Raw genomic sequence first — 15,150 nt, 5'->3', positions numbered from 1 at the left:
AAGTATTTATTAACATTGTCTTCTCTATGCTCCGGAACTGTACAAAAACTACATACTAAACATTAAAATTTAAAAACGAATAAACAATTCCGGTTGTGATCTTCAAATTATTACCTGCCACCTACTAGCTGTTGCCTATTAAAAAACCTATCCTATGAAAATAAAAGCCGTAATCGTAGACGATGAACTCATAGCCAGAGAAGTGCTGAGAAATTATATTACTAAGTATTGTCCGCAGGTGGAAATTCTTGGCGAAGCAGAAAATATAAAACAAGCGGTTCCCCTGATTGCTGAGAAACAGCCACAATTGGTGTTTTTAGACGTAGAGATGCCTTTTGGAAATGCTTTCGATGTTCTGGAAGCAACTAAAGAATTTTCCTATGAAACCATTTTCATTACAGCATTCTCACAGTATTCATTACAGGCTTTAAATAAGTCAGCAAGTTATTATATTTTAAAACCTATTGATATCCAGGAGCTCATTCTGGCAGTCAACAAAGTTGTGGAGAGCCTTGAGAAAAAAGATGAGCTCAACAGGAATAAAATTCTGCTTGAAAATTTAAAGCTGAAACCCGAAAAACAACAGCTTATACTTCCCACCTTACAAGGCTTTGATGTGGTGAAAACGGAGGATATTGTCCGGCTTCAGGCAGATGGTAATTTTACTCAGGTATATCTTACTGATGGTTCCAAAAAAATGGTTTGCCGTTTTTTAAAACATTTTGATGATTTGCTGGAAAACCCTTTTGTAAGAGTGCACCGCTCCCATATTATCAATACAGATTTTGTAAAATCTTATCATAAAAGTGGAACAGTAATGCTTTCTGATGATACGGAGATTGAAGTTTCCGGTAGTTTTAAAGATGGTTTTCTGAAAGTTTTTTCATAGAATTTACCAATCTTTAACAGCGTAAAGGCATTATTTTTGAAGTTTTTATAAGAACCACGCAAAATTTTCTGTTATGAAAACTCTTCACAAAATTATACTTCCCGTTTCACTGGGAGCACTCGGATTGATCATTTTTAATTCCTATTCGGTGGGAGTTCCCACAGGTGCTAAAGTGGTAAAGAATTTTGATATCAAAAAATATCTCGGAAGATGGTATGAAATAGCCCGTTTTGATTACCGTTTCGAAAGGGATATGGATAATGTCACCGCAGAATATTCAGAAAATCCGGATGGAACAGTAAGGGTAAACAATAAGGGCTATAATTACGTGAAAAAAGAATGGAAAGAAGCCATTGGTGAAGCCAGATTTGTAAAAGATAAAACAGAGGCCAGGCTGAAAGTGGCATTCTTTAAGCCGTTTTGGGCAGGCTATAATGTGATTGATATTGATGAAGAATATCAGTATGCCCTGGTGGCAGGAAGCAGTTTAAAATACCTCTGGATTTTATCCAGAACGCCTAACATTCCTGAAAGTATGCGCCAAAGATTCATAGAAAAAGCAAAGAAATTAGGATATAATACAGACGAACTTATCTGGGTGAAACATAATCAATAAATAATAAGGACCAATCATCTGACTGGCCCTTTTCTCTTATTTTTTAGAATACTCTTTCCACTCTTCAAAACGATGATCAATAACCAGCCTCATCAGATCGTAGTTTTCATAAGTATCTTCAATATGATAAAACGTTTCATATTCATAATCATTCTCTTCAGCCTTCGCATCAAAAATATTAACATAGTCATCGGCAAATGAGCTGAATCTGTTCCCAAAATCAGTATCATCTGCATAGTAATCTTTTGCAAAACTATTTCCTAATTCATTCAGGTCATACTCAGAAAATTTACCTTCACAGGAATCCATAATAAACTCGGCACCTGTAATTTCTCTTCGTTTTAGTTTTTCAATTTCTTCTTTACCATCTTCTTTTAAATCATCAGAAATAAGATCATTGTTAATACACCAGTTCAGAAACATCCCTGTATGGGTAGCTCCGTTTTTTTCAGGAAGCTCTTCAGGAAAATCACCGCCATAATGCCATGAGGCGTCATCGTATTTAGACATAATTTTAATTATAGTTTTAAATAATTGACATCAAAAATAGAAAAAATCATTTTATGTTGCCGCAGCCATAGATTTTTCCGTCATTTGCAGGAGAATTTTTTCAACAAACTGATCTATGGAAAAAGCTGTTCTGATTACTATTGGGGATGAAATCCTTTCCGGAAATACAATAGATACCAATTCTAATTTTATTGCCTCTGAACTTAAAAATATAGGTATTAAAGTTTCTCAGATATTTACAATTTCGGACGAAATTGAAACCATTAAAAATACACTTGCAATCGCCTTGGAGCTTGGAGACTTAATCATTACAACCGGCGGGCTGGGACCCACCAGAGATGATAAAACCAAAAAAGCACTGGCTGAATTTTTTAATGATGAAATTGCCCTGGATGAGGTTACTTTTAACCATCTGAAGGGATATATGGAAAGAAGAGGAAGACAGGATATCCTTGAAAGGAATAAAGAGCAGGCTTTTGTTCCCACAAAATCTGTCGTATTTCAAAATCATTATGGGACGGCACCCTGCATGATGATGGAACAGAACGGAAAATTATGCTACAGCCTTCCGGGTGTTCCTTATGAAGTGAAACCACTCATCAAAGACCAGATTATCCCTTATTTACAGGAAAAATTTAACCTTAATTATATCCATAGCCGCATTGTTTCCGTGGTCGGAATCCCTGAAAGTATCCTGGCTGATACCATTGAAAACTGGGAACTTGCTCTTCCTGAAAATATGGCCCTGTCTTATCTTCCGGTGGGAACACGGGTTAAACTTAGGCTTACAGCATCCGGTGATAACGAAGATTTTCTGAAACAGCAGACTGAAGAGGAAATCCAGAAGCTGCTTCCACTGATAAAAGATCATGTTATTGCAACATCTGAAGATAAAATTGAAAATATCCTGGCGGAAATGCTTACTGATAGAAAACTGACGATTTCTACTGCAGAAAGCTGCACAGGAGGCGGGCTTGCTAAAATGATTACTTCCGTCTCCGGAAGTTCAAAATATTTTCTTGGTGGGGTAGTAGCCTATGCCACAGAGAAAAAAGTGAAGATTTTAAATGTTTCTCAGGAAACGATAGACCAATTTACGGTAGTCAGTGAACAGGTAGCACAGGAAATGGCAGAAGGTGTTCAGAAATTATTTGACAGCCATATCTCTCTTTCTACAACCGGTGTTGCAGGTCCGGGAAAAGGTGAAGACGGTAAAGAAGTAGGAACCGTTTTTTATACCATCAGGATTAATGATCAGGAGGTAACTTCTAAATTATATATGCCACATCTGGAGAGAGTAGATTTTATGGATTTCGTTTCTCAAAAGGTTATCCAGGATTTGGTAAGTCTTTTAGTAAATTCTTAATAGATCGCCTCTTTTTTTACAGCATAAAATATAAGGGTTCAGAAGATTATTTCTGAGCAGAAACAGACCTTTCTTAACCCTAAAATAAAGGATTGGGGCTTTGGGCGATGCCTAATATCTTCTTATTCCAATATATTATCCCGTTTTTTCTCACTGCTGGCTGGCGTCATTGTTTTTTTTGGAATTTTATCCGGAAATGGAAGCAAAATATTAGCTATTACTGATATTCCTTTTCCCTTTATGATGCAGCGTGAAAGATTAACGAATCTGCCGTATGTTATTCCGCAGAGATTTGGATACCGATGGCTGATGTATATCGTACTGTTTAAAAGTTTAAGAAAAGCTCTGAAAGGCGAAATACAGGCCTGGAGATTCCTGAAATGAACAGGAAATGTAAAAGAGATAGCAACTTCTTAATATTTGTTTAAATTTGTTTTTATAAAAAAGTAACAAATAGTAAATAAATCATACATATTGTATAAATTGTTATCATAATGAAAAAACTAACGCTTTCTTTGTTTTTATTAGCAGGAATATGTTCACAAAATACAGTGAATGCCCAGGCTAAAGTAACTAAAACAGTTGTAAACAGCATAGATATAGGCTTGGATATTAGCCTTATGGATACTTCTGTACGTCCGCAGGATGATTTTTATAACTACGTGAGTGGAACCTGGATGAAAACTGCCAAAATTCCTTCTGATAAGCCAACTTGGGGAAGTTTCAACAAATTAGCTGAAGATACGGATAACAACTCTATGACGATCCTGAACTCGCTTTTGAAAGATAAATTTGCTGACGGAAGTGAGGGTAAAAAAATCCAGGACCTGTATGCTACATATATGAACATGCAGAAGAGAAATGCAGACGGAATCAAGCCTATTCAGGGAAATCTGACTAAAATTGATGCCATCAAAAATGTTGCCGATCTTCAGAATTATCTTGCTTCTGTAACTAAAGAAGGCGAGAATAATTTCTACGGATGGGGAGTATATGCAGATTTAAAAGACTCTAAAATGAACGCTGTTTACTTGGGTGAAGCATCTCTTGGTTTAGGAAGAGACTACTATCAGAAAGTAAACGAAAAAAATACAGAAGCTATTGCTGAATATCAGAAATATGTAGCTTCTATGCTTAAAGAATTAGGGTACAAAAATGCTGATGAAGCAGCAAAAGGTATCGTTGATTATGAGAAAAGCATCGCTAAAACTTATCTTACAAACGAGCAGAGCCGTGATAATACCCTTCAGTATAACCCTCAGACAATGGCTGAGCTTTCCACTTTGGTAAAAGGAGTTGACCTTCCTGCTTACCTTAAAAAAGTAGGGGTGAATTCTGATAAAGTAATTATCGGAGAATTAGGGTATTATAAAAACTTTGATCAATTAGTGAATGCTAAAAACCTTCCTATCATCAAAGACTATTTAAAATTTCACCTGATCAACGGAAGTGCTTCTTACTTAAGTGAGAACCTTGGAAATATGAGATTTGCTTTCTATGGTAAATATCTTAGAGGTCAGCAGGAGCAGAGAGCTTTAAACAAAAGAGGATTTGAGCTGATTAATGGTTCTCTGGGAGAAGCTTTCGGTAAATTGTATGTTGAAAAATATTTCCCTGCAGAAGCTAAAGCTCAAATGGTAGAACTGATCGACTATTTAAAGAAAAGCTTTGCTGTTCACATCAATAACTTAGCGTGGATGTCTGCTACTACAAAAGCAAAAGCAATGACGAAACTGAACAAATTTACAGTGAAAGTTGCTTATCCGGACAAATGGAAGGATTATTCAAAATTAGAAATTACTCCTGAATCTAAAGAAGGAACATTATACAAAAATCTTCAGAATATTGCTGAATGGCAGTACAATAAAGATCTAGCTAAAATTGGCAAGCCGGTTGATAAATCAGAATGGGGAATGACTCCACAAACGGTAAATGCTTACTATAACCCGGTAAACAACGAAATCGTGTTCCCTGCTGCAATCCTTCAGCCGCCATTCTTCAACCCTAAAGCTGATGCTGCTGTAAACTTCGGTGGAATTGGTGCCGTTATCGGTCACGAAATGAGCCACGGATTTGATGATTCAGGTGCTCAGTTTGATGCAGACGGTAACTTAGTAGACTGGTGGACTCCGGAAGATAAAGCCAACTTCGAAAAAGCTACAAAAGCTCTTGCTTCTCAATATGATAAATATGAACCCGTAAAAGGAACTTTTGTAAACGGTACTTTCACAAATGGTGAAAATATCGCTGACTTAGGGGGTGTAAATATTGCATATGACGCTCTTCAGATGTACTTAAAAGATAAAGGAAACCCAGGGAAAATCAGTGGATTCTCTCAGGATCAGAGATTCTTCTTAAGCTGGGCAACCGTTTGGAGAACGTTATCAAGTGAGAAATACATGATCAATCAGGTGAAGACGGATCCGCACTCTCCGGGGTACTTCAGAAGTTTCGGCCCGCTGATCAATGTTGATTCATTCTACAAAGCATTCGACGTGAAAAAAGGAGACAAGCTATACAAAGCTCCTGAAGAAAGAATTAAAATCTGGTAATACCTATTATTAACATAAAAAATCACCTAAATTTTAGGTGATTTTTTGTTTTTAAAATTATAACACGACGGGTTTTGTCGCTACCCATAAATATCTTTGATTTCAGAAGTAAATCTTGCAAGATGTATTATTTCGCTACCAAATAATAAAAATAATAAGATGAATACAATTGAAATTAATGATCCGTATATCGGAGAATGGGTAACTTTTATAGAGACAGATAAAACATATGACAATATTCCAATTATTGATAGCTACTGTGATGATATTCTTTTCAAAAAAGTTGGAAATGTTTACTACAGAAGAGTACTGGAAGACAGTCGTGTAGATATCAGGTGGTTTGGTGCATCACCACAGGGTATCATTGATAGTACAGCTGCTATTCAGCAAGCTTTTATTATTGCAGATCAATTTAAATTATCGGTTACTGCGGGTAAAGGAACCTATGTTATTTCTGACACTATTTTAATTCCGCAGCATCCTGATTTTGCCTTTTTATCTAAAACGTACGATTTTAATGAATCTATATTTTTAATAAAAGCTGATGTCACTGTGTTTAAGTCTGGGTATTATAAGAATGGTCAATTAATCAGCTCAATAGAAACAGATAAGGATAATAGCATGTCTCAGGGAATTAAATTTGGAAACTTTTCCCTTCAGACCACTTTTTATGATGTTACCAATCCTGCTTTGATTATTAAAAACTGGCATCAGGGTTGTAAATTATTTAACATTTCTTCAGCCAATTTTTCAACTCTACTGAAGTCAATCAATAATTATTATACAGTTTTTGATGATTTAAGAACCACCCATCAGCATGATACAAGAATAGGTGAGCGTTTTATTTTTTCAGGTGAAATGAATCTGAATATTTTCCGTTCATTGATAGCTGCCAATTCTTTAGTGGGATATAAATTTGATGGTCCTTTAACGGCTTGTCATTTTGATGCTGTATCCATTGAAGGAGTCACAACAGGAATTCAATTTAACTCTTCTGTATATAACTGTTCAATTGTCAATTCATACCTTGAAGGCTTTGACAGAGCTTTTGAATTTAATGATTATATTAATAATTTTACAATAGATAATAATTATATCAGATTTGTACAACCCCAGCACAAACTTATAAAATATAAAGGATTGCCATTGAATAGTGTACATCTGTTACCTAATAATACGTTTATTGGAATGACAGACTATCAACAGCTATTTGAAAATATTGAAAATGATTATGGTTACGGAATGGAAATGAGTTTTGATACGATTCATGGAAATTCTATTAATGATCTTTTAATAGACAATTTTGGAGCTAATTTTAATATCAATGCTAAAACAAAGTTCCCTTCTTACTTAGCCAATATCCGAAATGGAAAAGGTCTGATTCCAGGAAATTATTCAGGACAATATACACGAGGATATGATGGTCCGTCAGGATTTGAGTTGGACTCTTCACAGCCTGGCTTTTTACATCTTAAAACGAAGATAAAGAATACATGGACGCAGATTATTTACGTGAATCTTGAAGTAAATGTTCAGTCAGGAATCAGATATTATAAAGGTTTTTTTGTAGGAAATATCTTTTATGAATTTAATGCTTCCGGAGTGTCAGCCACAGGAGTTTTGGAATCTCATATTAACAATAATGATGGTACCATCAATATTAAAAGACCGGTGTCTGAAGGCTCAGATATTATAAAAATAACAGGAGAGGTACGTCTAATTTAATTTTTAGAATCCGGAATTAAAATCTGGTAATCATACAAACCGTTCAGCAATGAACGGTTTTTGTTTTTGTAGGGATTAAAGGAGAAGTTAGAAGTTAGAAGTTAGAAGTTAGAAGTGCGGGTGCTTTACCCATATCTGTAAATGAAAGACCTCCATCATTCCCCTCCTCCGGAGGGGTGTCAAATCTTTGATTTGACGGGGTGGTCTATAACGAATGCAGATACCATCCACATATCACCCATCAATAGAAGCGGACTTTAGTCCGCTTTCTTCATAAACACCCATACATTAGGCTTTAGCCAAAACCTAAAATAAACCCAATCTCCACATTATACCCGAGTCTCATGTCCCAAATCTCTCAACTAATTATACTCCATCATTTTTTAATTATCCCTCAACTATTATCAGTAAAGTTTGTATATTTGATAAGTTTGTGTAAAATCAAAAATATCTTTAATGAAAAAGCTAAATATTGGAATACTTGCCCTTTCAGGTCTTGTATTTCTTAATTCTTGTGGTACAACGAAGACTGCAGGGACAGATACAAAAACTGAAGCTACGGCAGTAATTGCTGAGACGGTAAAAGATGAGGGAATCAATGTATCATATATGGATACCAATGTGCGTCCACAGGATGACTTTTTTAGCTATGTGAACGGAAATTGGGTGAAAAACACTCAGATTCCTTCTGATAAAGCCAATTGGGGATCTTTCAATGCATTGAGGGAAAATGTGGATGATGCTTCACTGGATATCTTAAACAAGATTTTATCCGAAAAATATGCTGAAGGAACTGAAGGGCAGAAAATTCAGAATCTGTATGCTTCTTTTATGGATACCAGCAAAAGAAATGCAGATGGTTTATCACCTATAAAAAGTGATTTAACAAAAATTGATGCCATTAAAAACCTTAATGATCTTCAGAAGTACCTTCTGGAAGCAACAAGATTAGGAGATAATTCTTTCTATGGCTGGCGGGTAAGCGCAGATATGAAGAATTCTAAAATGAATGCTGTATATCTTGGAGGTCCGGATCTTGGTTTGGGAAGAGATTATTATCAGAAAGTAAACGAAGCAAATACTAAAACTTTAGCAGAATATCAGGCATATGTCGGAAAATTATTCGGGGTTTTAGGATATAAAAATTCAGCTCAGGCAGGGCAGAATGTGGTTGATTTCGAGAAACAACTTGCCAATTATTTATTGACTCTTGAGCAGAACAGAGATGCTAACCTGAGATACAATCCTAAAAATGTATCTGAGCTTCCGGGGCTTGTGAAAAACATAGACCTTGCAAAATATTTAAAAGATGCAGGGGTAAATACAGACAGGGTAATCATCGGAGAACTGAAATATTATCAGAATATGGATCAGTTTGTAACGCCAAAAAACCTTCCTCTCTTAAAAGATTATCTGAAATATCACCTTATTAACGGTAATGCAAGTAATTTAGATGAAAGTTTAGAACAAATCAGATTTGATTTCTATGCAAAATATCTGCAGGGACAGAAAGAGCAGCGTCCAATGAACAAGAGAGGCCTTACAATGGTTAACGGTGTTCTTGGGGAAGCGTTCGGTAAATTATATGTTGAAAAATATTTTACTCCGGAAGCAAAACAGCAGATGGAAACGTATATCGATTACCTTTTAAAATCATTTAAAACGCATATCGCCAATATAGACTGGATGTCTCCTGAAACAAAAGTAAAAGCTCAGGAAAAACTTTCTAAATTTACAGTAAAGATCGCTTATCCTGATAAATGGAAAGATTATTCCCAGTTGAAAGTGGAAGCTACCAATAAGGGAGCAACATTATATTCCAACCTTCAGAATGTAGCGGCATGGCAGTATCAGAGAAGCTTAGACAAAGTAGGAAAACCTGTTGATAAAACAGAATGGGGAATGTCTCCACAAACTGTAAATGCATACTACAGCGGATCAAATAATGAAATTGTATTCCCTGCAGCAATCCTTCAGCCTCCTTTCTATAACCCTAAAGCAGATGCAGCCGTGAATTTCGGGGGAATTGGAGCCGTTATTGGACATGAGATCTCTCACGGATTTGATGACAGTGGTTCCCGTTTCGATGGTGACGGAAATCTTAATAACTGGTGGACAGATGCTGACCGTAAGAACTTTGATGCAAAAGTAGGACAGCTTGCAGCTCAATATAATGCGTATGAACCTGTAAAAGGAAGTTTTGTAAACGGTAAATTTACAAGTGGAGAAAATATCGGTGACCTAGGAGGTGTATCTGTAGCTTATGATGCCCTTCAAATGTATTTAAAAGATAAAGGAAATCCAGGTAAGATCAGTGGATTCACTCAGGATCAGAGATTTTTCTTAAGCTGGGCTACCGTCTGGAGAACAAAAGCTACAGATCAGTATATGATCAATCAGGTAAAAACAGATCCTCACTCTCCGGGAGTGTACAGGGCATTTGGACCATTAGTTAATCAGGATGCATTTATCAAAGCATTTGATATCAAACCTGGTGACAAAATGTATAAAGCTCCTCAGGACAGAATAAAAATCTGGTAGTAATACCAAAAATTGTTAGAAAAAAAAGAATCCGTCTCAATTCAATGTGAGACGGATTCTCTTTTAATACGCTTTCTTATAATTCCTGAGAACAAACTTTATCCCTGTTTCTATAATATCTCCCATCGTTTTACAATACTTGAAATTGATGTCGTACGTGAGTTTTTGCAAAGCTGTTTTTAGCTCTGTAACATTGGCTTCCGGCGCAATATTTTCTTTTTTCATAATAGAAATGAGTTCATCGAATCTGTTTTTGCTGCTGGTCACTCTTTTTACAATTTGTGAACGTACTTCTTTACGGTACTGTTCTATAGAATTAGGCTTCAATTTTTCCAATACCATATTAACCATCACGTTATTTTCTTTGAAATACTGAGGAAGATAAACTTTTAAATTCCCTTCATAACTTTGCTGGTCAAAATCGATGGGACGAATTCTGTAGATAACCTGATCAAAATCATGTATAGGAATGATAACGTAATTATAAGAGCGCATGTCACCAAGAAGTCCAATAAGGCAGCGTTCATTGAATTTTACAAATTCTTTGGAGATTTGCGCCTTTTCCGGTTCTGTACAATTGTGTAAATGCTTCTGAATAAAAACATCCCCGGGAATTCCTAGGATATGCTCTTCTATTAAAGTGTTTTTATAAATCAGAAAGTTAATCCGGTTGGGAGAAAGAAGGTCTTCAATTTCCAGCCCGTATATGCGTGAAGCATCGGCTTGTTTAATATAAAAATTGGTATAATTGTCGTTCAGGATATTTCTCACCCGAATTCGGAAAGGTTTAGAGTTTCCGAAAGTGCAAAAATCGATCGTATCCACTTTCAGATAGGGTAAAGTAGCCTCATCTCCATCAGAATGAAGGAGGGTATAAATCTTATTTAAATTAGCCTCTATTTCTCTGAACTCATATTCAGAATATAATACACCAAGCCATAAAGTATCTTTGCCATCCTTATCCAGAATATTCACACTGTCACTGAATCTTAGTAGATCTTCATATAAAAACTGGATCTTGGTTGTCCTGTTATGTTTTTCCAAATACTGCTCTAATGCCTCTGAAACAGGATATATTGGTTTTCTAAAAGCAATCTTTACATCTTTCATTATTCTGTTTACTTTATTTAAATATAAAGAATATTTTTTCCTCACGTGGGAGGAATTCTGATTTTAACAAATGTTTGATCAAAGTACATCAAATTTTATTTTATCTTTCTATGGTTTATTTTTATTTATTTTTCATAGCTTAGTGATATCGTAAGATGGTGATTGTATGTTAAGTAATTATAGCTAAATTTAAATAAATCAAGAAAAATCTTGACAAAATTTTGTATGTTACAGTTTTTTTTTAAATTTAAACATTGGATTGGTAATTTATTTGATACGTCCGTAAATTACTCAAACACAGATCCAAACCAAAATAGTAAATCTCAAAATAATAATAATATGGCAATGTTTAATTATGGTGTTGGCGGAAACGAGGTAAAAGTAGACGCTAATGAAGCTATTCAGGAAATACAGGAAAATAAATCACTGATAGTAAGCCAGCTTACAACAGAAGAATCTTATACCCCTGAAATTGTAACAGGATTAAAAACCGTAGAAGATGTTTTCAGACATTTTCAGCCTTCTGTAGCTGTACAGCATGAAACAGAAGATGGAAGCGTAGTAGAAGAAGAATTCCGTTTTCAAAATCTTGGCGACTTTACACCCAAAAGCCTTACTCAGAAATCAGATTATCTGCAGCAGCTGAGCATGGAGCAGGAGCAGTACAACAAGATTGTACGTCAGCTGAAAACAAATAAAATTCTACGAAATATGCTGGAGAACGATCAGACAAGGGCTGCGTTCATCGAAGTACTGAAAGACGTAGCACAGGAACTTGAAAAATAATTAAAGACTTACATTAAATCATGGATAGCAAATTACAGGCGCAGGAAAGCCAGCAGCAAGGGCAGCAGCAACACTCAGGGCAGCCGAAAGGCAACCCACTTGCAGAGCTCAATAAAATGGGAGGTTTTGGCTTTGTTGAATCCGTTGTAGACGGAGTCGCCAATATGAACCCTACAAGAAAGGCAAGAAAAGAAATTTTCCTTACCGATAGCAATAAAGCAGATGAAAGAAAAGAACTTCTTCAGAAAATCAACCTTTGGGTGAGCCTGTTGGAAGGAAATGAATCTGCTGATAAAATGGCTGAAACGTGCAAAAGTAAAGCACAGCAGGCCGATCAGAATTTAAAAACCAACTTAAAAAATACACTTGATGCTGTTCGTCTGTTGGAAACCAACTATAGAACAGTAGCACAATTCTATAAAAATACAGAATTGGATAAAGTGGATAATGTAAGCATTGTCAATGCCAGTATCGATCAGGTTTCAGATTTAGATAATCCTTTATTTATTGATGCAATTTCTGAAGAATTCAAAAATTATTATGACCGTTTAGACCTTAGAGATAACTATTCAATCCTTGCAATACCAGGGTATTTAGGATCTAATAAAGTCATTGAAAAATGGGCGAAAATCTGTAACGAGAATAAAGTAATGATGGTTACAGACTTTGCAAACCTTGATAAACCGGATGATGTAGTAGATTTATTCCACTCTGCAAACCTTACAGGAGGAGAACTTCACAGAAGTAATGTGATTATGACTTGTAACTGGCTGGTAGGACGTGGAAAAGCTGAAGAAGTAGGTGAAGAGGAAAACGTAGAACTTCCACCTTCCACTTCATTGGCAGGAAAAATCCACAAGACTTTAATGTCTCAGGTAGCTGCCGGTAAAAAACACGGTAATATCAACGAAGTAGACGCTGTAAAATTCGAATTGAAGAAAAGTGAAATTTCTCAGCTGGAAAAAATGGGTCTTGTACCGATGGTAAATGAATATGGAAAAATCATGGCATTCTCTGCAAAAACATTGTTTACAGGAGATAACATCGGTCTTCAGACCTATTCCGTAGTTCGTGTATTCGACTATGTGACTAAAGTATTACTTGACTTCCTGAACAGAAGAGCTTTCGAAAACTGGAATGCTAAGAATGAAGATGACTTGAGAAGACAGATCGTAACATTCTTAGACAATATCAAAGGACCGGATAAATTAATTGAAAAATTCAAGATTGTTCGTTTCGAGCAAGACAGAGTGAACAAAGACAGAGTATGGCTTGATATCCGTATGACCCCTTATTTCCCAACAAAAAGTTTCGTTATTAAATTAGACGGACACAAAGGAGATGATGGTAACGAATGGGATGCAGAATATACTCAGGAATAAAAAACTTATTTTTAAATAATAAAGAACCGATGCAATTTTTTTCATCGGTTTTTTTCTACCAACACCAATAAATAGTAAGATGAATAAAAAATTGAACCTGGTACTGCCTGTATTATTAATGGCAGTTTTGGTAAGCTGTGAAAAAAAATACCAGAGCCCGGGCAATTACGAGAATGATTTATTTGCAGATGAGCATCAGGAAGGTAAAGCTTATATCATGAACGAAGACGAATGCTTTGATGGTAGTGAGCTGGTAATTGCAAGCTCGGAAGTAAAGCTGGCAGACAGTTCAAAAGACCGTGGAAAACCATTCTTTATCTATAAGGTAAGATCCGGAACAGTATTGAAAACCGTAAGAGATTCTGTCATGAAATATCCGTTTCAGTTCCTATCACCACAGAGGCTCAAGCTGAAGAATAATGATTCTATGTACGTTTATCTGAAAAGCCTTCAGGGATACCGGTTTATTGCAAAAGACAGAAATCTTAAATATCAGTGGCTGAAAGCAGCTCCGGTATATTCTGTGAAGAAAAAATAAAATAAACCTATCTTTGCAGCTTCAAATAATGTTCATCAGGAGAGCTTTTATCTCTTCCGCGATATAAATAGTTAAGATTTTTGGAAAATAGTAGAACAGGCTCAGATTTTCTTCATATAGGAAACAGGCTTTTGGAGTGGTATAAAAATAATGCAAGGGATCTGCCTTTCAGACAGACAAAAGACCCTTATAAGATCTGGATATGTGAAATTGTATTTCAGCAGACAAGGATCAATCAGGGATTAAATCACTACAATAATTTTATCAAAAGATTTCCCGATGTAAAAACATTGGCAGAAGCTGATGAAGATGAGGTCTTATTATACTGGAAAGGATTAGGCTATTACTCCAGAGCTATTAATATTCATAAAGCGGCCAGGCAGATAATGGATGATTATCAGGGGGTATTTCCAACTCAGTATCAAAATATTTTAACATTAAAAGGAATTGGTAAATATACTGCAGCTGCGGTGTCAAGTATCTGTTTCGGAGGAAAGATGCCTGCTGTAGACGGAAACTTTTATAGAGTGCTAAGCCGTCTTTTTGCTGATGATTTTGACATTTCAAACTCCAGAGCTTTTATCTATTTTTCGGAATTGGCTGCTTTGGTGATGCCTGACAATGTAGGCGATTTCAATCAAGCGATGATGGATCTGGGTTCAGAGATCTGCAAACCGAAAAATCCTCTTTGCGGAGAATGTCCAATTAATAAAGATTGTCTTGCATTTTCTTTGCAAAAAACAGCCAATTATCCTGTGAAAACAAAGAAAGTAAAGACTGAAGATCTTGCTTTAACCTATTATTTCGTTCAAAGAAATGGGCATTTTCTGATCCGCCAGAGAAAAGATGACTTTATCTGGAAAAAATTATTTGAGTTTCCAACAGCTATTCCTGTGGAAATGGAAACTTTTATTACCCATTCGAAAACCATTACCCATAAGCTGACTCACAAGAATTTAAGTATTGAAATATATAATGTGGAAGTGCCTTCAGAGAAGATATGGAATACTTTTATAGCTGAAAATCAATACCTCATTACAGATATTCAGGGCTCTCATGAAAAATCCTTTCCCAAACCTTTGGAAAATTACATTCAAAACTCTCTGAAAGACTGAAATTTGTCTTCCGAAATCTG

12 protein-coding genes are annotated in these 15,150 nt (G+C 35.7%); 10 read left to right on the top strand and 2 right to left on the bottom strand.

All coding sequences use genetic code 11. The annotated features are described in order from the left end of the window. The first annotated feature begins 154 nt into the window (after nt 1–154). Nucleotides 155–889: a LytTR family DNA-binding domain-containing protein gene (locus tag MP478_RS05360; RefSeq protein ID WP_230037863.1), complete on the top strand. Its 735-nt coding sequence runs from the start codon at nt 155–157 to the stop codon at nt 887–889. Nucleotides 890–962: 73 nt separating this feature from the next. Beyond that, nucleotides 963–1,505 carry a lipocalin family protein gene (locus tag MP478_RS05355; RefSeq protein ID WP_257199841.1) on the top strand — a complete coding sequence of 181 codons (543 nt, stop codon included), beginning with the start codon at nt 963–965 and terminating at the stop codon, nt 1,503–1,505. A 36-nt stretch (nt 1,506–1,541) separates the two neighbouring features. Here the strand turns inward: MP478_RS05355 and MP478_RS05350 are convergent, their stop codons facing one another. Then, the gene (locus MP478_RS05350) at nt 1,542–2,015 is read right to left on the bottom strand and encodes a hypothetical protein (RefSeq protein ID WP_230037859.1); all 474 of its coding nucleotides are present in this window, start codon (nt 2,013–2,015) and stop codon (nt 1,542–1,544) included. Between the two features lie 115 nt (nt 2,016–2,130). On the opposite strand from MP478_RS05350, the gene MP478_RS05345 reads away from it, so the two are divergent. The 4 genes from MP478_RS05345 (at nt 2,131) to MP478_RS05330 (ending at nt 10,199) form a co-directional block, all read left to right on the top strand. Beyond that, nucleotides 2,131–3,381, top strand: a complete 1,251-nt coding sequence (locus MP478_RS05345; protein ID WP_257199840.1) for a CinA family nicotinamide mononucleotide deamidase-related protein — start codon at nt 2,131–2,133, stop codon at nt 3,379–3,381. A gap of 494 nt (nt 3,382–3,875) precedes the next feature. Beyond that, on the top strand, nt 3,876–5,933 hold the full coding sequence (locus MP478_RS05340; protein WP_257199839.1) for a M13 family metallopeptidase: 2,058 nt from the start codon (nt 3,876–3,878) through the stop codon (nt 5,931–5,933). Between the two features lie 159 nt (nt 5,934–6,092). Beyond that, nucleotides 6,093–7,658 carry a hypothetical protein gene (locus MP478_RS05335; RefSeq protein WP_257190391.1) on the top strand — a complete coding sequence of 522 codons (1,566 nt, stop codon included), beginning with the start codon at nt 6,093–6,095 and terminating at the stop codon, nt 7,656–7,658. Nucleotides 7,659–8,114: 456 nt separating this feature from the next. Next, nucleotides 8,115–10,199 carry a M13 family metallopeptidase gene (locus MP478_RS05330; RefSeq protein ID WP_257199838.1) on the top strand — a complete coding sequence of 695 codons (2,085 nt, stop codon included), beginning with the start codon at nt 8,115–8,117 and terminating at the stop codon, nt 10,197–10,199. Nucleotides 10,200–10,262: 63 nt separating this feature from the next. Here MP478_RS05330 and MP478_RS05325 read toward each other — a convergent pair whose 3' ends face one another. Further along, complete coding sequence (locus MP478_RS05325; RefSeq protein WP_230037847.1) at nt 10,263–11,309, bottom strand: hypothetical protein; 1,047 nt, start codon at nt 11,307–11,309, stop codon at nt 10,263–10,265. A gap of 339 nt (nt 11,310–11,648) precedes the next feature. Here MP478_RS05325 and MP478_RS05320 point away from each other — a divergent pair, with 339 nt between their 5' ends. The 4 genes from MP478_RS05320 (at nt 11,649) to mutY (ending at nt 15,130) form a co-directional block, all read left to right on the top strand. Continuing rightward, nucleotides 11,649–12,095, top strand: a complete 447-nt coding sequence (locus tag MP478_RS05320; RefSeq protein WP_047487911.1) for a type VI secretion system contractile sheath small subunit — start codon at nt 11,649–11,651, stop codon at nt 12,093–12,095. A gap of 20 nt (nt 12,096–12,115) precedes the next feature. Next, on the top strand, nt 12,116–13,477 hold the full coding sequence (locus MP478_RS05315; protein WP_257199837.1) for a DUF5458 family protein: 1,362 nt from the start codon (nt 12,116–12,118) through the stop codon (nt 13,475–13,477). Nucleotides 13,478–13,556: 79 nt separating this feature from the next. Further along, nucleotides 13,557–14,015: a hypothetical protein gene (locus tag MP478_RS05310; protein ID WP_230037843.1), complete on the top strand. Its 459-nt coding sequence runs from the start codon at nt 13,557–13,559 to the stop codon at nt 14,013–14,015. Nucleotides 14,016–14,095: 80 nt separating this feature from the next. Beyond that, a complete protein-coding gene (gene mutY / locus MP478_RS05305) occupies nt 14,096–15,130 on the top strand; it encodes an A/G-specific adenine glycosylase (protein WP_257190394.1) in 1,035 nt (344 codons plus the stop codon). Nucleotides 15,131–15,150 lie beyond the last annotated feature (20 nt).

This window comes from Chryseobacterium sp. WG14 (assembly GCF_024586945.1).
Taxonomy (GTDB): Bacteria; Bacteroidota; Bacteroidia; order Flavobacteriales; family Weeksellaceae; genus Chryseobacterium.
The sequence above is the reverse complement of the archived record's forward strand: the minus strand, read 5'-3'. Positions and strand labels throughout refer to the sequence as shown.